21 protein-coding genes and 2 pseudogenes are annotated in these 25,736 nt (G+C 69.0%); 15 read left to right on the top strand and 8 right to left on the bottom strand.

All coding sequences use genetic code 11. From position 1 onward, the window contains the following. Positions 1-483: 483 nt before the first annotated feature. The gene (argG, locus tag NRF20_RS04050; protein ID WP_398632049.1) at positions 484-1,929 is read right to left on the bottom strand and encodes an argininosuccinate synthase; all 1,446 of its coding nucleotides are present in this window, start codon (positions 1,927-1,929) and stop codon (positions 484-486) included. 269 nt (positions 1,930-2,198) lie between these two features. Here argG and NRF20_RS04045 point away from each other — a divergent pair, with 269 nt between their 5' ends. The 4 genes from NRF20_RS04045 to NRF20_RS04030 all read left to right on the top strand — a co-directional run bounded on the left by NRF20_RS04045 (position 2,199) and on the right by NRF20_RS04030 (position 4,916). After that, on the top strand, positions 2,199-3,437 hold the full coding sequence (locus NRF20_RS04045; protein ID WP_398632048.1) for a sensor histidine kinase: 1,239 nt from the start codon (positions 2,199-2,201) through the stop codon (positions 3,435-3,437). Continuing rightward, complete coding sequence (locus NRF20_RS04040; RefSeq protein WP_398632047.1) at positions 3,409-4,104, top strand: response regulator; 696 nt, start codon at positions 3,409-3,411, stop codon at positions 4,102-4,104. The genes NRF20_RS04045 and NRF20_RS04040 overlap by 29 nt, the downstream gene beginning before the upstream one ends. A gap of 330 nt (positions 4,105-4,434) precedes the next feature. Continuing rightward, on the top strand, positions 4,435-4,629 hold the full coding sequence (locus tag NRF20_RS04035) for a hypothetical protein (protein WP_398632046.1): 195 nt from the start codon (positions 4,435-4,437) through the stop codon (positions 4,627-4,629). Between the two features lie 32 nt (positions 4,630-4,661). After that, positions 4,662-4,916 (top strand): hypothetical protein, encoded by a 255-nt coding sequence (locus tag NRF20_RS04030; RefSeq protein WP_398632045.1) that lies wholly within the window; start codon positions 4,662-4,664, stop codon positions 4,914-4,916. A gap of 143 nt (positions 4,917-5,059) precedes the next feature. Here NRF20_RS04030 and NRF20_RS04025 read toward each other — a convergent pair whose 3' ends face one another. The 4 genes from NRF20_RS04025 to NRF20_RS04010 form a co-directional block, all read right to left on the bottom strand. Next, positions 5,060-5,209 (bottom strand): hypothetical protein, encoded by a 150-nt coding sequence (locus NRF20_RS04025; protein WP_398632044.1) that lies wholly within the window; start codon positions 5,207-5,209, stop codon positions 5,060-5,062. A gap of 4 nt (positions 5,210-5,213) precedes the next feature. Next, on the bottom strand, positions 5,214-6,785 hold the full coding sequence (locus tag NRF20_RS04020; RefSeq protein WP_398632043.1) for a N,N-dimethylformamidase beta subunit family domain-containing protein: 1,572 nt from the start codon (positions 6,783-6,785) through the stop codon (positions 5,214-5,216). Between the two features lie 239 nt (positions 6,786-7,024). After that, positions 7,025-7,456 (bottom strand): hypothetical protein, encoded by a 432-nt coding sequence (locus NRF20_RS04015; RefSeq protein WP_398632042.1) that lies wholly within the window; start codon positions 7,454-7,456, stop codon positions 7,025-7,027. Positions 7,457-8,090: 634 nt separating this feature from the next. Then, entirely contained in the window at positions 8,091-9,035 is a 945-nt protein-coding gene (locus NRF20_RS04010) for a helix-turn-helix domain-containing protein (protein ID WP_398632041.1), read from the bottom strand. 145 nt (positions 9,036-9,180) lie between these two features. On the opposite strand from NRF20_RS04010, the gene tkt reads away from it, so the two are divergent. The 9 genes and pseudogenes from tkt to NRF20_RS03965 all read left to right on the top strand — a co-directional run. Next, positions 9,181-11,268 (top strand): transketolase, encoded by a 2,088-nt coding sequence (gene tkt / locus NRF20_RS04005; RefSeq protein WP_398632040.1) that lies wholly within the window; start codon positions 9,181-9,183, stop codon positions 11,266-11,268. Between the two features lie 19 nt (positions 11,269-11,287). Beyond that, positions 11,288-12,424 carry a transaldolase gene (gene tal, locus NRF20_RS04000; protein ID WP_413754520.1) on the top strand — a complete coding sequence of 379 codons (1,137 nt, stop codon included), beginning with the start codon at positions 11,288-11,290 and terminating at the stop codon, positions 12,422-12,424. 89 nt (positions 12,425-12,513) lie between these two features. Continuing rightward, positions 12,514-14,091 (top strand): glucose-6-phosphate dehydrogenase, encoded by a 1,578-nt coding sequence (zwf, locus tag NRF20_RS03995; RefSeq protein ID WP_413754519.1) that lies wholly within the window; start codon positions 12,514-12,516, stop codon positions 14,089-14,091. Next, positions 14,088-15,023 (top strand): glucose-6-phosphate dehydrogenase assembly protein OpcA, encoded by a 936-nt coding sequence (opcA, locus tag NRF20_RS03990; protein WP_398632038.1) that lies wholly within the window; start codon positions 14,088-14,090, stop codon positions 15,021-15,023. Before zwf ends, opcA begins: the two co-directional genes overlap by 4 nt. Next, on the top strand, positions 15,016-16,701 hold the full coding sequence (gene pgi / locus NRF20_RS03985) for a glucose-6-phosphate isomerase (RefSeq protein WP_398632037.1): 1,686 nt from the start codon (positions 15,016-15,018) through the stop codon (positions 16,699-16,701). Before opcA ends, pgi begins: the two co-directional genes overlap by 8 nt. 15 nt (positions 16,702-16,716) lie before the next feature. Next, the gene (gene gnd / locus NRF20_RS03980) at positions 16,717-17,595 is read left to right on the top strand and encodes a phosphogluconate dehydrogenase (NAD(+)-dependent, decarboxylating) (RefSeq protein ID WP_266364991.1); all 879 of its coding nucleotides are present in this window, start codon (positions 16,717-16,719) and stop codon (positions 17,593-17,595) included. Positions 17,596-17,600: 5 nt separating this feature from the next. After that, complete coding sequence (locus tag NRF20_RS03975; RefSeq protein WP_413752016.1) at positions 17,601-18,206, top strand: histidine phosphatase family protein; 606 nt, start codon at positions 17,601-17,603, stop codon at positions 18,204-18,206. Positions 18,207-18,766: 560 nt separating this feature from the next. Beyond that, positions 18,767-21,421, top strand: coding sequence for an amino acid permease (locus NRF20_RS03970; protein WP_398632035.1), 2,655 nt, complete (start codon positions 18,767-18,769; stop codon positions 21,419-21,421). A 122-nt stretch (positions 21,422-21,543) separates the two neighbouring features. Then, a pseudogene (locus NRF20_RS03965) lies at positions 21,544-21,654 on the top strand (IS5/IS1182 family transposase); the annotation flags it as partial. Positions 21,655-21,666: 12 nt separating this feature from the next. Here the strand turns inward: NRF20_RS03965 and NRF20_RS03960 are convergent. The 3 genes and pseudogenes from NRF20_RS03960 to NRF20_RS03950 form a co-directional block, all read right to left on the bottom strand. Beyond that, on the bottom strand, positions 21,667-22,053 hold the full coding sequence (locus NRF20_RS03960) for a VOC family protein (RefSeq protein ID WP_398632071.1): 387 nt from the start codon (positions 22,051-22,053) through the stop codon (positions 21,667-21,669). An 8-nt stretch (positions 22,054-22,061) separates the two neighbouring features. Then, positions 22,062-22,241: pseudogene (locus tag NRF20_RS03955) on the bottom strand (ArsR/SmtB family transcription factor); the annotation flags it as partial. A 109-nt stretch (positions 22,242-22,350) separates the two neighbouring features. Further along, positions 22,351-22,854, bottom strand: coding sequence for an Lrp/AsnC family transcriptional regulator (locus NRF20_RS03950; protein WP_413752015.1), 504 nt, complete (start codon positions 22,852-22,854; stop codon positions 22,351-22,353). A 76-nt stretch (positions 22,855-22,930) separates the two neighbouring features. On the opposite strand from NRF20_RS03950, the gene NRF20_RS03945 reads away from it, so the two are divergent. After that, positions 22,931-23,839, top strand: coding sequence for an SMP-30/gluconolactonase/LRE family protein (locus NRF20_RS03945; protein ID WP_398632034.1), 909 nt, complete (start codon positions 22,931-22,933; stop codon positions 23,837-23,839). 154 nt (positions 23,840-23,993) lie between these two features. Then, a complete protein-coding gene (locus NRF20_RS03940; protein WP_413752014.1) occupies positions 23,994-25,394 on the top strand; it encodes an FG-GAP-like repeat-containing protein in 1,401 nt (466 codons plus the stop codon). Positions 25,395-25,736 lie beyond the last annotated feature (342 nt).

Below are 25,736 nucleotides of genomic sequence, written 5' to 3'. Positions count from 1 at the left end.
ATGCGCGGCGAGAGACACAGCACGGACATCGAAGTCGGCGTCGAGGCTGTGAGCGCCGTGTCGCAGCAGGGCGATTGCTTGTTGTGCCCGGTACCGGATGGAATTGTGATGCAGATTCGCCGCCCGCGCCGCATGTAGTGACAGCGGCGCGGGCAGTGCGTCGATACGGTCCGTGGCACGTTTTCCCCTGACGCAGAGGAGGGCGGCGCGCATGGACCTCGACCCCGGGCGCCTGCTGGTCCTGAGCGCGATCGCGCAGAGCGGCGGCCTCGCTCCCGGGGCATGCTCGGCCATACGCGTTGGGCGGTTTCACGGCAACTGGCAAGTCCGGAACGAGAAATGGTGCGACGGCACCTCCGACTCCTCCTGACCACCGGCCCCGGGTGACGGAAAAGGCCGGCTCGGCGCCGTTGGCGCCGAGCCGGCCTTTTCCGGTGGTGCATCCCCCTCGGGGGTGCCGAGCCCTCCGCTCGACGGGGCTGGTCAGTCCGTGCCGAACTCCATCGCGGCGCGGTCCAGCATCTCGTCGTCACCGGAGACCTCGCCGCGGGAGGCGATGGCCTCGGCGCCGCCCTCCGGCATGGTGCCGATCAGGCCGGTCGCGGCCGCCTGGGCGGCACCGATGGCGGGATTGGCGGTGCCGATCAGGCCAAGCCCGGCGTACTGCTCCAGCTTGGCGCGCGAGTCGGCGATGTCGAGGTTGCGCATGGTCAGCTGGCCGATCCGGTCCACCGGGCCGAACGCCGAGTCCTCGGTGCGCTCCATGGACAGCTTGTCCGGGTGGTAGCTGAACGCCGGGCCTGTGGTGTCGAGGACCGAGTAGTCCTCGCCGCGCCGCAGCCGCAACGTCACCTCGCCGGTGACGGCCGCGCCGACCCAGCGCTGCAGCGACTCGCGCACCATCAGCGCCTGCGGGTCCAGCCAGCGGCCCTCGTACATCAGCCGGCCGAGGCGCCGTCCCTCGTTGTGGTACTGGGCGAGGGTGTCCTCGTTGTGGATCGCGTTGACCAGACGCTCGTACGCCGCGTGCAGCAGGGCCATGCCGGGCGCCTCGTAGATGCCGCGGCTCTTGGCCTCGATGATCCGGTTCTCGATCTGGTCGGACATGCCCATGCCGTGGCGGCCGCCGATGGCATTCGCCTCCATCACCAGGTCGACGGGGGAGCCGAACTCCTTGCCGTCGATCGTCACCGGGCGGCCCTGGTCGAAGCCGATCGTCACGTCCTCGGTGGCGATCTCGACCGAGGGGTCCCAGAACCGCACACCCATGATCGGCTCCACGGTCTCGACGCCGGTGTCGAGGTGCTCCAGGGTCTTGGCCTCGTGCGTGGCGCCCCAGATGTTGGCGTCGGTGGAGTAGGCCTTCTCGGTGCTGTCGCGGTACGGGAGGTCGTGGGCGAGCAGCCACTCCGACATTTCCTTGCGGCCGCCGAGCTCGGTCACGAAGTCCGCGTCGAGCCACGGCTTGTAGATGCGCAGGTGCGGGTTGGCGAGCAGGCCGTACCGGTAGAACCGCTCGATGTCGTTGCCCTTGAAGGTCGAGCCGTCGCCCCAGATCTGTACGTTGTCCTCGAGCATCGCCCGGACCAGGAGGGTGCCCGTGACGGCGCGGCCGAGCGGCGTGGTGTTGAAGTAGGCACGCCCGCCCGAGCGGATGTGGAACGCCCCGCAGGTGAGCGCGGCCAGACCCTCTTCGACCAGCGCCGCGCGGCAGTCGACCAGGCGCGCGATCTCGGCACCGTAGGTCTTCGCGCGGCCGGGCACCGAGGCGATGTCGGGCTCGTCGTACTGGCCGATGTCGGCGGTGTAGGTGCATGGGATGGCGCCCTTGTCGCGCATCCACGCGACCGCGACCGAGGTGTCGAGGCCGCCCGAGAAGGCGATGCCGACGCGCTCGCCGGCGGGAAGGGAGGTGAGGACCTTAGACATAGGAAGAGTATGCATAATCTCGCATGATCATGCAAAGTCGCACTGGAAGGGCGGGGCACGGCACCGCTGGAGCGAAGCGCCCCGCCGCTCTGGCGGCGGAACCGACGCGGGCCGGTTCATTCTTGACGCAATGGAGCCACAGGTCGTACAGCACACCGTGGATTTGCGGTTCGCCGCCCAAAGCTCCGCGAACGGGCGGACGCGACGGTCGAGGCACCCCTGTCACGCCAGACGATGCCCGATCAAGCCGTCGACCCTACCGTGGTGACATGGCGGTGATCAGCGGTTTGAAACGGGGGGCGCGGCCCCGCATCGGTGTGGTGGAGGCACTGGGCGTGGCGCTGCTGTTCGTGCTGTCGGTCGCGGCTGCCTCGGTCGTACGGCACGGGCACCAGTTCTCCCTGCGGTGGCCTGTCGTGGTGCTGGCGGGTGTCAGTTGCGCTGCGTTGGTGTGGCGGCGTCGTTACCCTTTCGGCGTACTGGCCGTCGCAGTTGCCTGCGGGGTGGCCTTTCAGGTAATCGGGATTCGGGAGAGCCCGGTGGTGATCAGCCCGGTCCTGGTGTCGGTCTACAACGTGGCCGCGCTGACCGACCGGCGTGCGACCTGGGCCGCAGCATCATTTTCGGCCGTCGTACTGGTGGGCGCCGCCGTGCTGTGCGACCCGCACTCATGGTTGGCCCCCGACAACGCGGCGATGCTGGCGTGGACGGCGCTGCCGGCTGCTGTCGGGGACGGGGTGCGCTCACGTCGCGCCTATGTGGCGGCCGTGGAGGAGCGCGCGGAACACGCGGAGCGCACGCGTGAGCAGGAGGCGCAGCAGCGGGTGGCGGCCGAGCGGGTGCGGATCGCGCGCGAGCTGCACGACATCGTCGCGCACCACATCGCCTTGATCAACGCTCAGGCAGGCGTGGCCGTCCATCTGGTGGAACGGCGGCCGGAACAGATCCTGGCCGCTTTGGAGGACATCCGGGACACCAGCCGGTCCGCGCTGGACGAACTACGGGTGACCGTAGGGCTGCTGCGGCAGTCCGGCGATCCGGTGGCGCCGCGTGATCCCATGCCGGGCCTTGCGCGCGTACCGGCGCTTCTGGCGTCGTTCGAACGCGCCGGCCTGACCGTGAGCCACACCCGGCGGGGCATCGCCGAACCGCTGGCGCCGACGGTCGACCTGGCCGCGTACCGCATCGTGCAGGAGGCTCTGACCAACGTGCACAAGCATGCCGGCGCCGACCATGCCCGGTTGTTCCTGCACTACCGCCCTGAGCGGCTGACGATCACCGTTGAGGACGACGGACGGGCCGGAGGGAACCATGCCCCTCCGGGGACGGGCCACGGGCTGATCGGAATGCGTGAGCGCGCTTCCACGGTCGGGGGTTGGCTGTACGCGGGAGAGCGTCCGGAGGGCGGCTTCACCGTGACGGCTGAACTGCCGCTGCGTCCCGGCCTGGCAATGGGCAAACCACCGAGGAGAGACGGGCATGACGATTCGCGTACTGCTTGCGGATGACCAGGCCCTGCTGCGGGGTACCTTCAGGATGCTGTTCGACTCCACGGACGACATGGAGACGGTGGGGGAGGCGTCCAATGGGCAGGAAGCACTGGAACTGGCGCGTGCAGAGCGTCCGCATGTGGTCCTGATGGATATCCGCATGCCGGAGATGGACGGCCTCGACGCCACACGGCTCATCAGTGAGTCCGAGGACCTCTCGGCGGTGAAGGTGCTCATCCTGACCACCTTCGAGGACGACGAGCACGTCGCCGAGGCTCTGCGCGCCGGTGCGAGCGGCTTTCTCGGCAAGGGGGCCCGGCCCGAGGAGCTTCTCGACGCCGTCCGCACGATCGCCGCCGGCGAGGCACTGCTGTCCCCGTCAGCGACGCGTGCACTGATCAAGCGCTTTCTTGCGCAGCCGGACCCGTGCCCGGCGGGCGTGCACGAGCGGCTGGAGTGCCTGACACGGCGGGAACGCGATGTCGTGGGGCTGGCGGCACTGGGGCTGTCGAACGACGAGATTGCAGAACATTTGTTCGTCAGTCCACTGACTGCCAAGACCCACGTCAACCGGGCCATGACCAAGCTGGCGGCTCGTGACCGGGCCCAGCTCGTCGTCATCGCCTATCAGTGCGGCCTGGTCAGTCCAGCAACGGAATCTGGGCCTTCACAGGCGTCCGAGTAATCGTCGGCGCGGTATGTGCATGTCGTCCCAGTCGTAGGCAGGTGTGGCGGATACCGCAGCCGTGGTAGCCGGGAATCGCTGCGGGGGGACGACGCGCGAGGGGCCGTTCCTGGGCGAAGGTGAGAAGGCGAACGGAGGTTTCGCCATGATCGAAGCCCACTGCCCGACCAAGCGATACAACGCCGAACCGATCAAGCCGCACACCGCGCGCCGATCACACTGCGTGCTCGCATCCTTGACCGCGGCCTGCGTCGCCGCTCTCTTCGGTGGCCGGGCGGTCCCGTCCTCACATCACCTGATCACACACTCTCCAGTCCCAGCATCACCCGTGTGATCTTCGGTACCGTCCTCCACCTCACCACCGCCGGACTGCTCAGCGTCGCACTCGACGCCATCATCCGCAGTTCCGCCGGAACCATTGCAGCCCCGGTGGGCATCCATCTCGTCCCGCCCGGTCCGGCAGCTCTGCTGCCGACCGACTGGGCCCGGCTCACCACGCCCTACGCGGCCGCGACGACCGTGTAGGGCGACACCCCAGCACAGGAAGGACCCCTCCCATGCTCACGGCATCCGAGAAGCACCGCACGATCAGTGAACGACCGGCAACCTGCCCTCCGTGCCGGGACGGGGACGACTTCCGTGCAGCCCTGCCCGTGCACCTGTCCCTGCTCCGCGACGCCCTGGCTGACAGGACCGGCCGATACCAGGGGACGTCCCGAGAGGGCAAGGCCGAACGCCGCCATGTGGCACCCACACAGCTCACCCTGTCCCAGTGGGTCAGCAGGACCGCGAGGATCGGAGACCAGAGCTGACGCGACAGCAACGACGAGCCCGGGGCGGCCTGGCACAACGGCCGCCGGGGCTGAGCGGTCCCACCGCATGTCGGGGCAGCGCGCAGAGCCCAGTAGTGGCTTGGAACGATTGGCCGCCCGGCATCCCGCGACGACTCGACCACTCACGGGATGCGCGCGACAGGATCGCTCGGTGAGGACATGCCGGCGAAGCTGTCGTAGCGGGTGGCCAACGACGAGGCCGCACTGTTCAATCCGATGGTGACGTCCTCGCACTGAGCCAGGGCGAGCCGGTGACCTGGGAGATCGATCATGACGTCAGCGTGGTGCGGACGCGTATACGTCCCTCACATTGTCCCTGGGCTTCGGCCTGCTCCGGCCGCACGGGCCCGCCGCGAACGCGTGGAGCAGATTCTCCGTCGCGCGGGTGACGAAAGCTCCCGTACGGGCGTCCATGCCGTGGTTGCGTCCGTTCTCACGGGTCCCCGCCATCAGAGCCTCGACCCACCGCATCGTCCCGGAGGCGAAGACGCCCGCTCCGCTCGGCACGGTGTAGTAGGCGGAGTCGGAGTGACTGTGTCTGCCCTCGCAAACGAGAGGGGAATGGGCGATGATCTCGAGCGGCGCCGGGGTGGGCATGTCCGGAGTGACCCGGTCGTACTCCACCCCGACCAAGTGGTCGAAGGAGTCTCCTGGCTTCACGCCCGTCCCCTCGAAGAGCCAGTGGTCGCTCCGGTGGACGACATACGGGGCGTCCACCGGGTAGCCCTCGTAGAGGACGCCGGTCAGGGACGACTCGGGGGAGGCGCCGGGCGGCAGGCGGAAGTCGTTGGTCGGCATGTCCGGGTGGTCGGCGAGGTACGGGTCGTTCCGGTAGTCGGTCTTGTAACAGACGACAGCGCGGTCGGCGCCGGTGGCGTCCGGCTCCAGCCTGACCCTGCGGAAGCAGGCGTTGGCGCCGAGGAAGGCCACGTTGGTGCCCGCGTCGCGCGCCCGGGTCACGTGAGCCCGTTGCTGCGGTGTCCAGTACTCGTCATGTCCCAGTGAGAGAGCTCCGGCGGCGTTTTCGAGAATGCCGGGGTCGCGATGGATGTCCGCGCCCGTGGTGTAGGCGAGCGGGATGCCCAGCCTCTCCGCCAGGACCACCGCCGCCCGTTCGTAAATCATGAACTTCTCGGCGCCATTGCCGTCGTAGGGACGGTCGAAACTGACAGCGAGCGACCGCGTGCTGTATGCACCGTTCTCGCCCTGGTAGAGGCTGTAGCCGCCCCACGTGTTGTACGCCTGCCATGTTGCTACGGCGTGCATCAGCACGATTCTGCCCGCCGCGCTCGCCGAGCGGACGATCAGTGGCACATAGCGCTGGTGGCCGTTGTCCGAGTCCAGCCGGAGCAGATACGCGCCCTCCGGCCAGCCGCTGGTACGGACACGGAGAGTGCGTCGCCAGTCTGCCCGTACGGTCCGGGTGACCCGGAGCAGCCGGGGGCGGGCCTGGACCGACCCGGAAACACGGTGCGAACGCCAGACCAGTCGCGCCTGCGCCCCGTCGTACCAGCCGACGCGGTAGGCCGAGACTCGGAACGCGGGGGCGGTGGTGGAGACGTACATGCCGAACTCCTCACCCGGCACCACGCTCACCTTGTCGGCATAGCCTTCGACGGCCCCGGGCGGTCCCACCGAACGGATACGCCAGTCGGAGTCTGCGGCCCGAGCCCTGTCCCGTTCCTCGGTGGGGCGGGTGGAGCCGGTGCCGGTCCCCCCGGCGGCGGACGAGTGGCAACCGGTCACTGCCACGCCGCCGGCCACCGCCCCGCCCGCTGCGGCAGCGAGGAAGAGCCTGCGGTCCAGCCGGCCGGCGATCCCGGCGTCCTGCCCCTCACCATGCTTCATGTCGCCCGCCGAACCCGTCCCGCAGCGCTGTCACCGGCCATCGTCACCCGCCACCTGCTCGGGCACGACCCGGGAAGGGCCGAATCGGGGACGGGTCGCGTCGTGCGCGACCAGCCGGGTCTGATCTCCTCTCGCCACCCCGCCCTGCCGTCGGGCGAAGAGGTGCCAGCTCCGCTGTGACGAGACGGCGGCCAGTCGCGTCGCAGGCGGGCGCGTCGGGCGATGCGCCGGGTGCTTGGTCAGCGCCGGGGACCGTCCTTGTCGCCTCGCCGGATCCAGTGTGCCCGGCGCTGGTAGCGGGCGACCGGCGGGGTGGCCGCAGGACCGGGCGACGGTGCAGTTTCGCCGGTCGGGGGCGCGGTCGGTGCGGGCGTGTCGCTGGGCGGGCGGAGCCCTTCCGCCGAGTACTGCGTCGTCGCGATGCTCTCCACGAGCTGCTCTTCGGTGAAGCTCTCTGAACCGGACACATGAGGTACGAAGCCGATGAGTACTCCGTCGCTGACGATCTCCGCGTCGAGCCCCGAGGCCCCGTCGACGTCCCACAGCGCCTCGATCCCCTCGTCGAGGACGACCCGGATCCCGAACTCGTAGACGCCCGCCTCTACGAGATGGGCCATCACGCCACGGGCACGAAGCGCCGACACCAAACGGTCGGCACGTTCTGAATCCATACCGGACGCACCTCCTTCGAGTACGGACGCGTGAAGTGGACAACCGGGGCTCGTCCCGAGTGCCTCGGAAGCGTCCTGGCGAACGGCGGCCCTGCCGGTCGTGGCCGCCAGTCCGGCCGGCCCCCGGTGTGCAGCACGTGGGCGGCATGGTGCCGATGACGGTCGCGCAGTGCAGCGCCCCTTTCTGGGGCCGCTGGTTTCACGGGGTTCGGCCGCGGCGGAGCCGGGAGACGGGGCGGCGCATGGAGCCCCTTGCAGAGCGGACCGGCAAGGAGCCCCACCGTACGGTCGCCGCCTCTGTCAGCTCCCGGTTATGTTCCGCCAGGCGCTCACCTTCCGCCTGGGACGGCTGGGTGCGTTACGTGGCGGGGTACTTGGCCTCAGCCGGATCCATGTTCCCTCGCAGCCTCTCGCCCTTGGCCCGCGACGGCGTCGGGTACTCGACGTTCTGGCTCCTGGCCGCCTCCGTAGGCCGCAACGCGTGTCTACAAAATGAGCCTAACGCCTCGCCCGGTTGGCGGCTTGGGCTGCGCGCATCGCCGCGCAGGTCGGGCCCGGACAGCAGCTGCTGGGCGAGTTCGAGCCCGTCGCCGGCCCGGCCGGGGTCGGTGGAGGCGGCCGGCGTACAGGGTTATCAGGCCGGTGAATCGGCCGCCGACGCCCTGGCTTTCCGCGACGGCGTGACGCCTGCACAGCGAAGTTCTGCCCGGAACGCCACTGGAGTCGTCCCGGTGTGCTGATGGAAGAACTTCGAGAAGTTGGCTGCGTCGGGGAAGCCCACCGAGGCGCCGATGCGGCCGATCGGCATGTCCGTGTGGGCCAGTAGGCGTCTGGCCTCGAGGACGACGCGTTTGTCGATGAAGCCCTTGGGGGTCTTGCCGGTGGCCGCGCGCACCGCGCGGACCAGGGTGCGGCGGGAGTAGCCGAGGGCGTCCGCGTACGCGCTGACGCTGTGGTTGGTGGCGAAGCCCTTCTCGACCGCGTCCCGGAAGCGGGTGAAGGTGGTGTCGGTCTGCTCGCGTGCCGTCTCGGCGGAGCTCACCGCGAGGTGGGCCAGGCGGAGCAGGAACGCGGTCAGGGAGTGCCGGAGCACCGCGGTGTGGAGGCTCAGCGGCAGTGTGGTCGTGTCGATGTACTCGCGCTCCAGCTGGGCGAGGGAGTGTTCGAGGGCGGCCAGCTGATCCGCGTCGGGGCGCAGCAGCGGGGGCTGGTCATAGCGGTAGAGGCCCGTCGCCTCGACGGTCGCTCGGGGCAGGAAGCCGGGCTGCATGGTCAGGACGGTCCCGCGGTACCCGGCCGTGGGGGAGAAGCGGTGCACCTGGCCCGGGCGGATCCACAGGAGATCGCCGGCGGAGGCCTCGTACTCGGCGAAGTCGATCATGTGTCTGACGGGGCCGCCGTGGAACAGCATCACCACGTGGAAGTCGACGCGGTGCACGCGCTCCAGAGGCGCGTCCGCGTGCCAGGTCCGGCCGGGTTCCATGGGTCCGACCTGCATACCTACGCCGCAGACGCTCAGGTTCGTGGGGAAGGGAAAGGTCTTGATCCCTCCGCCCTCTTGGTCTGTTCTGTCTGCCATGTCCCTCTCGCGTCGGCTCGGTGCGGCACTCGCTGTCCCACTTTCACCGAAGGCTGACACAGGGACACCTTCCCCGGCAAAAGTCATACTTTTAAGTTTGAACGCATCAGAGCAGTTTCCCGGCCCTATCGAGGACTTCTTGAAGATGAGCACGCAGATACCCGACAGCTTCCCTGACGGATTCGAGTGGACCGAACTCGACCGGCGTGCCGTCGACACCGCCCGCCTTCTGGCGGCCGATGCCGTACAGCAGGTCGGAAACGGCCATCCGGGCACCGCGATGAGCCTGGCGCCGGCCGCGTACACCCTCTTTCAGAAGGTGATGCGGCACGACCCGGCAGACCCGGAGTGGACCGGCCGCGACCGCTTCGTCCTCTCCCCGGGCCACACCTCGCTGACCCTGTACACCCAGCTGTTCCTCTCCGGGTACGAGCTGGAGCTGGACGATCTGAAGGCGTTCCGTACGCACGGTTCGAAGACGCCCGGTCACCCTGAGTACGGGCACACCGCGGGCGTCGAGACGACCACCGGTCCGCTCGGCCAGGGTGTCGCGAACGCCGTGGGCATGGCGATGGCCGCCCGCTACGAGCGCGGCCTGTTCGACCCCGAGGCGCAGGAGGGCGAGTCCCCCTTCGACCACACCATCTGGGCGATCGTTTCGGACGGCGACCTGGAGGAGGGCATCTCCGCCGAGGCCTCGTCCCTTGCGGGTCACCAGAAGCTCGGCAACCTCGTCTTCGTCTACGACGACAACCACATCTCCATCGAGGGCGACACGGCAACCGCCTTCTCCGAGGACGTCCTGAAGCGGTACGAGGCGTACGGCTGGCACGTCCAGCGGATCGAGCCCTCGGCCGACGGCGACATCGACGTCCGAGCGCTGTACGGGGCGCTGACCGCCGCCCGCGCCGAGACCGGGCGCCCCTCGATCATCGCGATGCGCACGATCATTGCCTGGCCCGCCCCCAACGCGCAGAACACCGAGGCTTCGCACGGTTCGGCGCTCGGCGCCGAGGAGATCGCGGCCACCAAGCGGGTCCTGGGCTTCGACCCGGAGCAGACCTTCCAGGTGGAGCCCGAGGTACTGGCCCATGCTCGCGAGGCCCTCGACCGCGGCGCCGAGGCGCATGCTGCCTGGGACAAGCAGATCGCCGAGTGGCGCACCGCCGGCCCCGAGTACGCCAAGCTGTTGGACCGCGTCGTCGCCGGTCAGCTGCCCGAGGGCTGGGAGGCCGCTCTGCCGCAGTTCGAGGCGGGCACATCCGTCGCGACCCGTGCCGCGTCCGGCAAGGTGCTGCAGGCGCTCGGCGGTGTGATCCCCGAGCTGTGGGGCGGCTCCGCCGACCTCGCCGGTTCGAACAACACGACGATCGACAAGACCAGCTCCTTCCTGCCGAAGGGCAACCCGTTGCCGGAGGCCGACCCGTACGGCCGCACGGTCCACTTCGGTATCCGCGAGCACTCGATGGCCGCCGAGATGAACGGCATCGCGCTGCACGGCAACACCCGCATCTACGGCGGCACCTTCCTGGTCTTCTCCGACTACATGCGCAACGCCGTGCGCCTGTCCGCGCTGATGCAGCTCCCGGTCACGTACGTCTGGACCCACGACTCCATCGGCCTCGGCGAGGACGGCCCGACCCACCAGCCGGTCGAGCACCTGGCCTCGCTGCGCGCCATCCCCGGCCTGAACATCGTCCGCCCGGCCGACGCCAACGAGACCGCGCTCGCCTGGGCCGAGATCCTCAAGCGGCACGCCACGAACCCGGCTCCGCACGGCCTCGCGCTCACGCGCCAGGGTGTACCGACGTACGAGGCGAACCCCGAGGCGGTGAAGGGCGGTTACGTCCTGCGTGACTCCTCCGCCGAGACCCCTGACGTCATCCTCATCGCCACCGGCTCCGAGGTGCAGCTCGCCGTCGCGGCGCGTGAACTGCTCGAGGCCGAGGGGGTCGGTACGCGTGTCGTGTCGATGCCGTCCGTCGAGTGGTTCGAGGAGCAGTCCGCGGAGTACCGCGCGAGCGTGCTTCCGGCGTCCGTGAAGGCCCGCGTGGCCGTCGAGGCGGGGATCGGCCTGACCTGGTACCGGTACGTCGGTGACGCCGGACGCATCGTCTCCATCGAGCACTTCGGCGCCTCCGCCGACGCCAGGACCCTGTTCGCCGAGTACGGCTTCACCGCCGAGAACGTCGCCTCCGCCGCGCGGGAATCTCTCGCCGCAGCGCGTGGTTGATCAGACCGCCAGAAAGAAGATGATCACTATGAGCAATACTGCCGAACCCCTCAAGGCCCTTTCCGAGGAAGGCGTTTCCATCTGGCTGGACGATCTGTCCCGCGAGCGGATCGCATCCGGCAACCTCGCCGAACTCATCGAGCGGAAGCACGTGGTGGGCGTCACCACCAACCCCTCGATCTTCCAGGCAGCCATCGGCTCCGGAGAGGGTTACGAGGAGCAGCTGGCCGACCTCGCCGTGCGCGGCGTCACGGTCGACGAGGCCGTCCGCATGATGACCACCGCCGACGTCCGCGCCGCAGCCGACATCCTGCGGCCCGTGTACGACGCGACCGGCGGCCGCGACGGCCGGGTCTCCATCGAGGTCGACCCGCGCCTCGCCCACGACACCGCGGCGACAGTTGCCGAGGCCAAGCAGCTCGGATGGCTGGTCGACCGCCCGAACGTGATGATCAAGATCCCGGCGACGCAGGCCGGACTCCCGGCGATCACCGAGGTCATCGGCCTCGGCATCAGCGTCAACGTCACGCTGATCTTCTCGCTGGAGCGCTACCGCGAGGTCATGGACGCGTACCTGGCGGGCCTGGAGAAGGCGCAGGCAGCGGGCATCGACCTGTCCACCATCCACTCGGTCGCCTCGTTCTTCGTCTCCCGCGTCGACAGCGAGATCGACAAGCGCCTCGCGAAGGTCGGCACGGACGAGGCGCTCGCGCTCAAGGGCAAGGCCGCACTCGCCAACGCCCGTCTCGCGTACGAGGCGTACGAGGACGTCTTCGCCGCCGGCCGCTGGACGGCCCTCGCCACCGCGAGTGCCAACAAGCAGCGCCCCCTGTGGGCGTCGACGGGCGTCAAGGACCCCGCGTACAAGGACACCCTGTACGTCGACGAGCTGGTCGCGCCCGGCACGGTCAACACCATGCCGCAGGCGACCCTCGACGCCACAGCCGACCACGGCGACGTCCACGGCGACGCGGTGACCGGCGGCTACGCCCAGGACCGCGCCGATCTTGCAGCCGTCGAGCGGCTCGGGATCTCGTACGACGAGGTCGTGAAGCAGTTGGAGGAGGAGGGCGTGTCGAAGTTCGAGGCAGCCTGGGAAGACCTGTTGGGCGTGGTTGCAATCTCGCTGAGCAGCAAGGGAGTTGAGGGGGAGTGAACGAGCGCGAGACGCTTCCCGACGGTGCCGCGCAGGATGCGCACACCGCGGCGGAGGGATCTGGTGACGCGGCCGTGGAAGCGGGCGGCATGACCGCCGGATCCGGCGACGCGACGGCCGACAGGAGCGCCACCGTCCCGGCCCTCGACTGGAGTAACCCGCTCCGCGACCCCCGCGACCGCCGCCTCCCTCGAATCGCGGGCCCCTCCGGCCTCGTCATCTTCGGCGTCACCGGCGACCTCTCCCGCAAGAAGCTGATGCCCGCCGTCTACGACCTCGCCAACCGGGGCCTGCTCCCGCCGGGTTTCTCGCTCCTCGGATTCGCCCGGCGCGAGTGGGAGGACCAGGACTTCGCGCAGGTGGTGCACGACTCGGTGCGCGAGCACTCCCGCACGGAGTTCCGCGAGGAGGTCTGGCAGCAGTTGGCCGAGGGCATGCGGTTCATCCCGGGTGACTTCGACGACGACACGGCGTTCAAGCAACTTCGCGCCGAAGTCGATGAGTTGGACGCGTCTCGGGGCACCAGTGGCAACTACGCCTTCTACCTCTCCGTACCGCCGAAGTTCTTCCCGAAGGTCGTCCAGCAGCTCAAGAAGCACGGTCTCGCGGACGCGCCGGAGGGTTCCTGGCGGCGTGCGGTCATCGAGAAGCCGTTCGGCCACGACCTGGCCAGCGCGCGCGAGCTGAACGCGATCGTGCACGAGGTGTTCGACCCGGACCAGGTGTTCCGTATCGACCACTACCTCGGCAAGGAGACGGTCCAGAACATCCTGGCGCTTCGCTTCGCCAACCAGATGTACGAGCCCGTCTGGAACCGCAGTTACGTCGACCACGTGCAGATCACGATGGCCGAGGACATCGGCATCGGCGGCCGCGCCGGATATTACGACGGCATCGGCTCGGCCCGTGACGTCATCCAGAACCACCTCCTCCAGCTCATGGCGCTGACCGCCATGGAGGAGCCGGCTGCCTTCGACGCGGAGTCGCTGCTCACCGAGAAGCTGAAGGTCCTCAAGGCCGTGAAGCTGCCGGAGAACCTGGGCGAGCACACCGTGCGCGGGCAGTACGCGGCGAGCTGGCAGGGCGGCGAGAAGGTGCGCGGCTATCTGCAGGAGGACGGCATCGACCCCAGGTCGACGACCGATACCTACGCGGCCGTCAAGCTGGAGGTCGACAACCGCCGCTGGGCGGGCGTCCCCTTCTATCTGCGTACCGGAAAGCGCCTCGGCCGCCGCGTCACCGAGATCGCGGTCGTCTTCCAGCGCGCGCCCCATTCCCCCTTCGACTCGACCGCCACCGAGGAGCTCGGCGCGAACGCGATCGTCATCCGTGTCCAGCCCGACGAGGGCATGACGGTGCGCTTCGGATCGAAGGTGCCGGGTACGTCGATGGAGATCCGGGACGTCACGATGGACTTCGCGTACGGCGAATCCTTCACCGAGTCCAGCCCGGAGGCGTACGAACGCCTCATCCTGGACGTCCTGCTCGGCGACGCCAATCTCTTTCCCCGTCACCAGGAGGTGGAAGAGTCCTGGAAGATCCTCGACCCGATCGAGGGGTACTGGGACGCGCACGGCAAGCCCGCGCCGTATGCCTCGGGCAGCTGGGGTCCCGAAGAAGCCCACGAGATGCTCGCACGAGACGGACGGAGCTGGCGCAGGCCATGAAGATCGATCTGACCGACACCACGGCAAGCAAGATCAACAAGGCGCTCGTGCAGGGGCGTCGTGCCATCGGCACTCCCGCCGTGGGCATGGTCCTCACGATGGTCATCGTGACCGACGAGGAGAACGCGTACGACTCGATCAAGGCAGCCGAGGAGGCCTCGCGTGAGCACCCCTCGCGCACCCTGGTCGTCATCAAACGCGTCGCACGCAGCCCGCGCGACCGCACGAACTCCCGCCTGGACGCGGAGGTGCGGGTCGGCTCGGACGCGGGCACCGGCGAGACGGTCGTCCTGCGGACCTACGGTGAGGTCTCCGACCACGCCGACTCGGTGGTCCTGCCGCTGCTGCTGCCGGACGCGCCGGTCGTCGTCTGGTGGCCGGTGGACGCGCCCGACGTCCCGGCCAAGGACTCGTTGGGTGCCCTGGCACAGCGGCGGATCACCGACATGTACGCCGTCGAGGCTCCACTCGTCGCCCTGCAGGCCCGCGTCTCCTCGTACGCGCCCGGCGACACCGACCTGGCGTGGACCCGGCTGACGCCGTGGCGCTCGATGCTGGCCGCGGCGCTGGACCAGGCCCGCAAGAAGGTCGTGTCGGCCGCCGTGGAGAGCGAGGCCGAGAACCCGAGTGCCGAGTTGCTGGCCCGCTGGCTGGAGGCCCGGCTCGAGGTCCCGGTCGAGCGCATCGTGACCGCCGGGCCGGTCGTGACAGCCGTACGGCTCGGCACCGAGAGCGGCGACATCGTGATCGACCGCCCCGACGGTCCACTGGCCACCCTGTCCCTGCCGGGCCAGCCCTCGCGCACCCTGGCCCTGAAGGTGCGCAGCACCTCCGAGTTGATCGCAGAGGAGCTGCGCCGCCTCGACGCGGACGAGATGTACGCCGTCGCCCTGCGCGGGGACGGCACCAAGGAGAACCCCCGTCATGTCTGACTCGCCCAAGCTCACGCACCGCCCGGAGTGGACGGCCCTTGAGCACCACCGTGCAGGGGAGCTGCAGTACTCGCAGCTGCGTGACCTGTTCGCCGCCGACCCCGGTCGCGCGGAGCGTTACACCGTGCGGGCCGGCGATCTGCGCATCGACTACTCCAAGCACCTGATCACGGACGAGACCCTCGCCCTGCTCCAGGAACTCGCCACCGTGACCGACGTGTTCGGGCTGCGGGACGCCATGTTCCGCGGCGAGAAGATCAACGTCACCGAGCAGCGTGCCGTACTGCACACCGCGCTGCGCGCCCCGCGCGACGCCGTCATCGAGGTCGACGGCGAGAACGTCGTCCCGGCCGTGCATGCCGTGCTCGACAAGATGGCCGACTTCTCCGAGCGCGTCCGCTCGGGCGAGTGGACCGGGCACACCGGAAAGAGGATCCGCAATGTCGTCAACATCGGCATCGGCGGGTCGGACCTCGGCCCCGCGATGGCGTACGAGGCGCTGCGGGCCTTCACCGACCGCTCGCTGACCGTACGCTTCGTCTCGAACGTGGACGGCGCCGATCTGCACGAGGCCGTACGGGACCTGGACCCGGCGGAGACACTGTTCATCGTCGCGTCCAAGACCTTCACGACCATCGAGACGATCACCAACGCCACGTCGGCGCGGTCCTGGCTCCTTGCCGGGCTCCACGACGGGGGCACCTCCCGCTCGAGCGAAGCCGGGAGTGAGGGAGAGAAGGCGGTTGCGAAGCACTTCGTGGCGCTGTCGACGAACGCCGAGAAGGTAGCGGACTTCGGCATCGACACGACCAACATGTTCGAGTTCTGGGACTGGGTCGGCGGGCGCTACTCGTACGACTCGGCGATCGGTCTGTCGCTGATGATCGCCATCGGCCCGGACCGGTTCCGCGAGATGCTCGACGGCTTCCACCTCGTCGACGAGCACTTCCGAACCGCACCCGCCGCGTCCAACGCGCCTTTGCTGCTCGGCCTGTTGGGCGTCTGGTACGGCTCGTTCCTCGGCGCCCAGTCGCACGCGGTGCTGCCGTACTCGCACTACCTGTCGAAGTTCACCGCGTACTTGCAGCAGCTGGACATGGAGTCCAACGGCAAGTCGGTGGACCGCGACGGCAATCCGGTGGCGTGGCAGACCGGTCCGGTGGTGTGGGGTACACCCGGCACCAACGGGCAGCACGCGTACTACCAGTTGCTCCACCAGGGCACCCAGGTCATCCCGGCCGACCTGATCGGCTTCGTCAACCCGGTCGACGAGCTGAGCCCCGAACTCAAGTCCCAGCACGACCTGTTGATGGCCAACCTGTTCGCACAGGGCCAGGCGCTCGCCTTCGGCAGGACGAGCGACGAGGTGCGCGCCGAGGGCGTTCCCGAGGAGCAGGTGCCGCACCGTACGTTCCGCGGCAACCACCCCACCACGACCATCCTGGCAAGCGAGTTGACCCCCTCGGTCCTTGGCCAGCTGATCGCGCTGTACGAGCACAAGGTGTTCGTACAGGGCGCGATCTGGAACATCGACTCCTTCGACCAGTGGGGCGTCGAGCTGGGCAAGGTCCTCGCCGGGCGCGTGGAACCCGCGCTCACCGAAGGAGCGGACGTCCCCGGCCTCGATCCCTCCACCGCCGCCCTCGTGGCCGTGTACCGCACTCTCCGGAAGAAGTGAAATAGCATGACAACGATGCAATTGGGCCTCATCGGCCTCGGCAAGATGGGCGGCAACATGCGCGAGCGGATCCGCCGCGCCGGCCACACCGTCATCGGCTACGACCGCAACCCGGACCTCGCCGACGTGAGCAGTCTGGCCGAACTGGTCGAGAAGGTCGAAGGCCCGCGTGTGGTGTGGGTGATGGTGCCCGCGGGTGGCCCGACCCAGTCCGTCATCGACGAGCTCGGCGATCTCCTGGAAGCCGGCGACACCGTCGTCGACGGCGGCAACTCCCGCTGGACGGACGATGAGAAGCACGCCGAGGAGCTGGCGGCCAAGGGCATAGGCTTCGTCGACGCGGGCGTCTCGGGTGGTGTCTGGGGCCTGGAGAACGGCTACGCGCTGATGGTGGGCGGCGACGCCGAGAACGTCGCGAAGGTCCAGCCGGTCTTCGACGCGCTCAAGCCCGAGGGCGACGGCGGCTTCGTCCATGCGGGCAGGGTCGGCGCCGGCCACTTCGCGAAGATGGTCCACAACGGCATCGAGTACGCCATGATGCAGGCCTACGCCGAGGGCTGGGAGCTGCTGGAGAAGGTCGATTCCGTCACCGATGTGCGCGAGGTCTTCCGCTCCTGGCAGGAGGGCACGGTCATCCGTTCCTGGCTGCTCGACCTGGCGGTCAACGCGCTGGACGACGACGAGCACCTCGACAAGCTCCGTGGCTTCGCCGCCGACTCCGGCGAGGGCCGCTGGACGGTGGAGGCCGCGATCGACAACGCGGTGCCGCTGCCCGCGATCACCGCGTCGCTCTTCGCACGTTTCGCCTCGCGGCAGGACGACTCCCCGCAGATGAAGATGATCGCCGCGCTGCGCAACCAGTTCGGCGGCCACGCCGTCGAGTCGGCGAAGTAACCGCCATGGGCGACCTCCTGCTGGTCCGCCACGGCGAAACCGAGTGGAGCGTGTCGGGCCGGCACACCAGCTGGACCGACCTGCCCCTCACCCAGCGCGGCGAGGAGCAGGCCAAGTCCCTCGCCCCGCTGCTCGCCGGGCGGACCTTCGCCCTCGCGCTCACCAGCCCGCTGGGCCGCGCAGTGCGGACAGCGGAACTCGCGGGCCTGTACGACGTCGTGCCCGAGCCCGATCTGCACGAGTGGGACTACGGTGCGTACGAAGGCGTGACGACCCTCGAGATACATCGCACCCGGCCCGACTGGTACCTGTGGAACGACGGGGTGCCGCCCGGTGCGGCCGGTCATCCGGGCGAGTCCCCGATCGAGGTGGGACAGCGCGCCGACCGCGTGCTGAACCGCATCGGGACGGCACTCGACAGCGGTGACGTGGTGCTGGTGGCCCACGCCCACTTCCTGCGGGTGCTCACGGCGCGTCGCCTCGGACTGCCCGCCGCGGACGGGCGGCTGTTCCAGCTGGCGACGGGGACGGTCAGCCGCCTCTCCACCGAGCACGGACGACCTGTGATCGCCGCGTGGAACGCCACAGGAACTTCTGCGGCCGTCCACTGATTTCTACGGTGCCGTAGAAACCGAAGAGGTTCCGGTCAGCCCTCCGCGGGCCGGCCGGGCGGCGTTCTCGCCGAATGGGTTCTGCGGGCCGGTCCGGGTCCCGTCATCACGTCCGTGTCTGCCCTGACCGTTCTCGGCGGGCTGATTCTCCGGCTGCCGCGATGCTCGTACCGTCCTCGGTCGCTGGGAAGATCGCCGAAGCCGTCAAGAGCCGCTGAAGACGTCCTGAAGGTTTCCTGTGACCTGGGAGCCGACCAGACCCGACTTTGCCATCTGCGCCAACCGCGCGGCGATCACCATGCCCGGTCGCACTCCGGTCGCGGCGATCAAGTGCTCAGGTGCTTCGGAAGTGGCGGATGAACAGGTACGTCTCGCAACCGAGGCAGTAGCCGAAGGCCGTGGTGAGGTGCCGAAAAGCCGCTCGGGCACCCCCATTTTCCCCCGCCCCGCCGGCCCCTGCTGACAGCGGCGTAGATCATCCAGCCTGTCTCCCGTGGCAGGCCTCCTCGCCTGCGGTGAAAATGGTGATCGGAAGGCAAATGAGGAGGTTGGCATCCGGTGTGAAGCTCTCCCGTAGCCGTGCTGCGTCCGACTCGCGGCTCGCGCTCGGCTCAGGCGCGGGTAGGAAAGGGCTCAAATCCGGTGCCCTGGGACTGTGGTCCTCCGTTGCCATCGGCCTGGCGTCCACGGCCCCGGCGTACAGCCTCGCGGCCACGCTCGGCCTCATCGTGGCGGCCGTCGGCCCGCAGGCCCCGATCATCACGATGATGGCCTTCGTCCCGATGCTGCTGATCGCGTACGCCTACAAGGAACTCAACGCGAGCAACGCCGACTGCGGGACCACCTTCACCTGGGCGACCCGTGCCTTCGGCCCGCGCACCGGCTGGATGGGCGGCTGGGGCATCATCGTCGCCGACATCATCGTCATGGCGAACCTCGCCGAGATCGCCGGCATCTACAGTTTCCGGCTCCTGGGCTACGACTCACTCACCCAAAGCAGGGTGTGGACCACCATCGCGGGCGTCGTCTGGATCATCGTGATGACCGCGATCTGCTACGTCGGCATCAAGATCTCGGCTGCCGTTCAGTGCTGGCTTCTGTTCATCGAGGTGGCCGTACTGGTGCTGTTTGCCGTCACCGCCCTGTTCAAGGTCTACACCAGTTCCCCCGAGACGGCGATCCATGTCTCCGCCTCCTGGTTCAACCCCTTCCGCGTGCCATCGGCCGAAGCGCTGACCTCGGGTATCCTCGCGGCCGTCTTCATCTACTGGGGCTGGGACACCGCCGTCACGGTCAACGAGGAGACCGCGGACAGCACGCGCATCCCCGGGCGCGCCGCCGTCATCTCCGTTGTGCTCCTGCTGGTCCTCTACGCCCTGGTCGCCACCTCGGCGCAGGCCTTCGCCGGAATCGGCTCCGCAGGAATCGGGCTGGGCAACAAGGCAAACGAGGGCGACGTGCTCTCGGGCCTGGGCAACGCCGTCTTCGGCAGCCAGGGCCTCGGGCCCGCCCTCTCCAAGCTGCTGGTTCTCATGGTGCTGACCTCTGCAGCGGCCTCCACCCAGACCACCATCCTCCCGATGGCCCGGACCGTCTTCTCCATGGCCGCGCACAAGACCATCCCCTCCCGATTCGCCCGCGTGCACCGCAGATATCTCACCCCGACATGGTCGACCGTCAGCTTGGGCCTGGCCTCCGTCGGCTTCTTCGTCCTCCTGACGGCAATCAGCCGCAACGTCCTGGCCGACTCCATCGGGTCGGTCGGCCTCGCGATCGCGTTCTACTACGGCCTCACCGGCTTCGCCTGTGTCTGGTACTTCCGCAAGGTGCTCGCCCGCAGCCGCCGGGACTTCCTGTTCAAGGGCCTGCTGCCGGGTCTGGGCGGACTGACGATGCTCTTCCTCTTCTGCTACGCCGCCTTCGGCGTCTACGCCGACCCCGACTACGGTGCGACCTCCATCGATCTGCCGTTCATCGGGCAGACGGGCGGGGTGACCGTCGTGGGCCTCGGCGCCCTGCTGCTCGGCGTCGTGCTGATGCTGGTCGTCACGCGCGAACACACCGCGGCCCTCAGGCTTCAACGCATCCTGCTGCCTCACCGGCTGCCGCAGCGGACCGCTGTCGAGATGGCGAGCCGCTATGTGCCCGCCGACAGCCGGTCCGGGGTGGGCGGTGACTGGTTCGACGTCATCCCGCTGTCGAGCACGCGTGTCGGCCTGGTCGTCGGGGAGGTGATCGGCCACGGACTGCTCGCCGCCGCCACCATGGGGCGCCTGCGTACCGGCGTACGCGTCCTTGCCCGCCTGGACCTCGCCCCGGACGAGCTCCTCTCGCGCCTGGGCGACCTGGTCGGCCAGACCGCCAAGGAGCAGGCGGCCGCTCAGGGCGCAGGCGGCGCGCGGCCCGGGGATGACGAAGCCCTGGGGGTGACGTGCCTGTACGCGGTGTACGACCCGGTGTCGGGACAATGCAGCATGGCACGTGCCGGCCACGCGCTGGCTGCGGTCGTCCTGCCGGACAGTGGCGTCGCCACCTGCCCGGAGCTCCCGCCGGGCCCTCCGCTGGGACTGGGTGGCCTGCCCTACGAGACCACGGAATTCCAGCTGCCGCGGGGCAGCCTTGTCGCCCTCTTCACCGACGGCCTCGTCCAGGCGGCCGCCGACGACCTCGACGTCGGACTCGGCCTGCTTGCCGAAATCCTCGCCCAGTCCCGGCGTCCCTTGGAAGAACTCTGTGACCGCGCAGTTGCGACCCTGGTGCCGGGGCCGGCGAACGACGACGCGGTCCTGCTCCTCGTACGCACACGGATGCTCGACGATCACCGGGTGGCTGTGTGGGAACTGGCCGCGGAGCCGGCGATGGTCGGCAACGCCCGCACCATGGCCACGGGGCAACTCGGAGCATGGGGATTGGACGAGCTGACGTTCACCACCGAACTCATCGTCAGTGAGTTGGTCACCAACGCCATCCGCTACGCCGCCGGGCCGATCCACGTCCGGCTCATCCGCGACGAAACCCTCATCTGCGAGGTCGCCGACACAGGGCACACCTCACCCCATCTGCGCCACGCCGCGGCTGACGACGAGAGTGGCCGCGGCCTGTTCATCGTCGCCCAGATCGCGCAGCAGTGGGGTACGCGCTACACGCCCACCGGCAAGACCATTTGGGTGGAGCAGGCCCTGCCGGCAGCCCCTGCCGTCGGTGAAGCGCCCTGATGGAGCGTCTCTTCCCGGGACCCCCGGGCAGCGTCCGTGCAGGCCACGGCACCGCGAAGATCAGCTCACATGCGCGCGCACATTGCCCTGCGGCTCCTGTTGGAGGAAGCGGTGCGGCAGGCGAAGGACTCGGCCGCTCCCGCGGCGGGCCGACCTGCAAGATCCATGTAGTCGCGGAGGGACACTGCCGCCCCCTGCCGTTGCTGATCACTCCGGGGCAGCAGGCCGGCGCCTGCGCCGGGTCCCTACTTGCTGTGCACGATCTGGATCAGGTTGCCGCAGGTGTCGTCCAAAACCGCAGTGGTGACCGGGCCCATTTCCAGCGGCTCCTGGGTGAAGTGCACCCCGAGCTCGCGCAGCCGGTTGAACTCCGTATGTACGTCGTCCACGGCGAAGGAGGTGACCGGGATGCTGTCCTTGACCAGCGCCTCCCTGTACGGCTTCACCGCAGGGTGGCCGGCGGGCTCCAGCAGCAGTTCGGTCCCGTCGGGGTCATCCGGTGAGACCACGGTCAGCCACCGGTCCTCGCCCAGCGGGACCTCGGTCTTCTTCTCGAAGCCGAGCACGTCGGTGTAGAAGCGCAGGGCTTTGTCCTGGTCATCGACGAAGACGCTGGACAGGTGGATCTTCATGGGGGTGCTCACGGTGTATCGGGCCTGAGCCACCGGGTCACGATGCGCTCAAGGGGTTTGGTGTTCAGATCGTGGAACTTGTAGCGGCCCTGGCGCCGCGAAAGGACCAGACCCGCCGATTCCAGTACGGCCAGGTGCTGGCTGATCGCCTGGCGGGACAGCCCCAGGCCGTGCTTGGTCACCAGCCGGCAATTGCCACATGTGAACACCGGACGGAACGAAGCTTCTCGACGTCCCACCGCCAACCGCACGAGGTCGTTGGGCCGTGACCATCGGATCATTCCGGGACCGCGGGGCTCACCGGCGTCGCGCAGGTGCCGCCCCTCCGGGACGGTCTGACCCGGGAGGCAAGGCCTGACCGGCGTCCAACGGCCGTTCGAAGAAGGTTTCCAGAACCACCGTTGCCTGCGTCCCGCTGACCCCGTCGATCGCGTACAGGCGGCGCAACACGTCCTGGAGCCGCTCGGTGGTCGAGGTACGCACCTTCACCAGGACGGCCGCGCTGCCGGCGATGACGTGCGCCTCCTGGATCTCCGGCACGGCGGCGAAGTCCTCGGCCCGATCGCCTATCCACGCCGTCGAGTCGACCAGCACGAAGGCGAGGACCCCGCGGTCGAGCGCCGCGGGGTCGACGTCGACCGTCGTGGCCCGGATGACCCCCTGTTCGCGCAGCTTGCGCACGCGCTCGTGCGCGGCACCCGCCGACAGGCCGACCGCCTTGCCCAGTGCGGCGTACGACCGGGTGGCGTCCTGCTGGAGCAGCGCGATCAGTCGATGGTCGATGTCATCCACTGGTTTCATGCGATGACCATATCTGGTTCGGTTGCATGCGTGTTACGTTGAATCACATCCTGGTCAATTTCTCCGAGGGGACGCCATGCCTGCCGACGGCCTGTACGAGATCCTGGACGACCGCTTCCGCACCGGACGCTGTGCGAACGGCGACAGCAGGCTGGAGGTCCTGCACGACGGTTGCCGCTGGGCCGAGGGGCCGCTGTACCTCCCCGCCTGGCGCCAGCTGATCTGGAGCGACATCCCGAACGACCGCATCCTGCGCTGGGACGAGGCCACCGGCACGGTCGGCGTCTTCCGCACCCCGGCCGGCCACAGCAACGGCAACACCCTCGACCGGCAGGGCCGCCTGGTCACCTGCGAGCAGGGCAACCGTCGCGTCACCCGCACCGAACCCGACGGGACCGTGACCGTCCTTGCCGACCGGTACGCCGGCAAGCGGCTCAACAGCCCGAACGACTCCGTCGTACGCTCCGACGGCACGATCTGGTTCTCCGACCCGGACTTCGGCATCACCAGCGACTACGAGGGCCATCGCGCCGAGTCCGAGATCGGCGCGTGCAATGTGTACCGGATCGACCCCGCGACGGGGGACGTGCACCTCGCCGCCGACGGGTTCGCGGGACCCAACGGCGTCATCCTGTCCCCCGACGAGATGCGGCTGTACGTCTCCGACTCGCGGACTGCCCGGATCCACATGTTCGACATCCGCGAGGACGGCACGCTCTGCGACGGGAAGGTTTTCGCCGAGGGCCGCGGCGAAGTCCGCTTCGACAACATCCGCTTCGACGACGAAGGCCGCCTGTGGGCCGCCGCCCTGAACGACGGCGTCCACTGCTACGACCCCGACGGCACCCTCATCGGCCGGCTGCGCGTGCCCGAGTCCGTCTCCAACATCGCCTTCGGCGGCCCGAAGAACAACCGACTGTTCATCACGGCCACCACCTCCCTGTACTCGCTGGTGATGTCGGTGACCGGGGCGCCGCGCCTCTAGTGCTGCAGCAGTGTTTCGTCCTTTCTCCTGGTCGCAGGGGTGTTTTCGAGTTGTGAGGGGGACGGCGTACAACCCCTGGCGCCCTGTGCGGGTCTTGTTGGTTGCCGAGCGCGTGAGAAGCCGGCCAACTGCTCGCCATTCCAAGGGGTTTGCCTTGTCCTCTCAAAGATTCCATATGGCCGCCGCTGTCGCCGTGGTCATCGCCGTGACAGGGGCGGCCCCCGCGGTGTCCTACGCCGAAGACACCCCTGCGGGCGCCCTCGCCGTCGACGCCGCGGCGTCCGTGCGGGCCGACTTCGACGGTGACGGATACACCGACGTGGCGGTCGCCGCCCCAGGCGGCACGGTCAACGGCAAGCCCGGCGCCGGGTACTTCGCCGTCGTCTACGGCATGGCCGAGGGCCCCAACGGCGTCAAGCGCCAGGTGATCAGCCAGGACCGCTACGGGGTACCCGGCACGGCGGAGACGGGTGACCGCTTCGGCAGCCACCTGACGGCGGCCGACCTGGACGGTGACGGTTTCACCGACCTGGTTGTCGGAACCCCGGGCGAGGACATCGGCAGCGCGCGTGATGTCGGGCGGCAAACCGTCCTGTGGGGAGGTGTGGGCGGGCTCGCCACCGCCACCGACGTCGGCCAGGGCGGGGCGGAGACCCGGGCCGGTGACTTCGACGGGGACGGGCACCTGGACCTGGCGACGGCCTATCAGATGCGGTTCGGGCCCTTCAGCCGTACCAGTGGAGCGGCCCGCACCGGCCCCCTCGTCGACCTGGACGTCCGTGTCTACGCGATGGAAGCGGGCGATGTCGACGGCGACGGCACAACCGACCTGGTGGTCAGCAGCGGTTCATGGGACTCGGACGACGGAGGGGCGATCCCGCCGCCCCATCTGCAACTGTTGAAGGGCACCGAGGACGGCCTGGTGGCAGGGCCATTCATCGCTTACCCCGACACCGTGTCCGCGGACAGCATCGCCCTCGGCGACATCGACGGCGACGGCCGGCAGGATGTCGTCTTCGGCCGCAGCACGGCGGCGGGCGGCGGTCTCGTGGGCGTGGTGCGGGGCACGGCGGACGGGCTCGCGCCGCGGGCCACACTGATCGGCCAGAACACCCCCGGCGTCCCCGGGACAGGGGAGAGCGGCGACCGCTTCGGCACCGACGTCTCTGTCGGCGACGTCACCGGCGACGGTTACGCCGACGTCGTCACCGGTATCCCCGGCGAGGACCACGCCGGCCGGACCGACGCCGGCACCTTCGCCGTCCTCAGAGGGAGCGCGACGGGTCTCGTCGGCACCAAGGTCCAGGTCCTCAGCCAGAACACGGCCGGGGTGCCCGGCACGGCAGAGAACGGTGACCGGTTCGGCAGCCGCACCGCCGTCGTCGGCGGGCACGTGGCCGTCTCGGCACCGGAGGAGAACAGCGGTTCCGGGGCAGTGTGGGTCTTCCCCGGCACCGCCTCCGGTGTCACCGCGACCAGGTCGGTGAGCTTCGGACCGCGCACGCTCGCCGCGCCTGTGCCCGGAGCACGTTTTGGTTCCGCCTTCCATCGCTGACGCCCGCGTTGCGGCGCGCCACATCCGCGCATCAGGACGCGAGAGCGTCCAGACCAGCCGCTGAGCGGTGCACCTCATCAACCGTGACGTCTGTATGCACTACGCGGCCATGCGGCCGGCGGAGATCATTCATCTCCGGCGTCCGCATTGTTGCTCGCCCAAAACTGGATGAAACGACGTCCAGCAGCTGCTGCCGAAGAGGCACAGCGACTCCTCCCAGGGGTGTCCGACGCTTCAGACGCAGAAGTCCTCGGACAGGATGATGAAGTAGTTGTCGTTGGGATATGGCGCAGGAACCAATCTGCCCATGAATCGGGAGACCGTGCGCCAAGCCACGATGAG

This window comes from Streptomyces sp. R-74717 (assembly GCF_047305335.1).
GTDB classification, from domain to species: domain Bacteria; phylum Actinomycetota; class Actinomycetes; order Streptomycetales; family Streptomycetaceae; genus Streptomyces; species Streptomyces atratus.
Note: the sequence above shows the minus strand (reverse complement) of the source record. Positions and strands in the feature narration are given on the sequence as shown.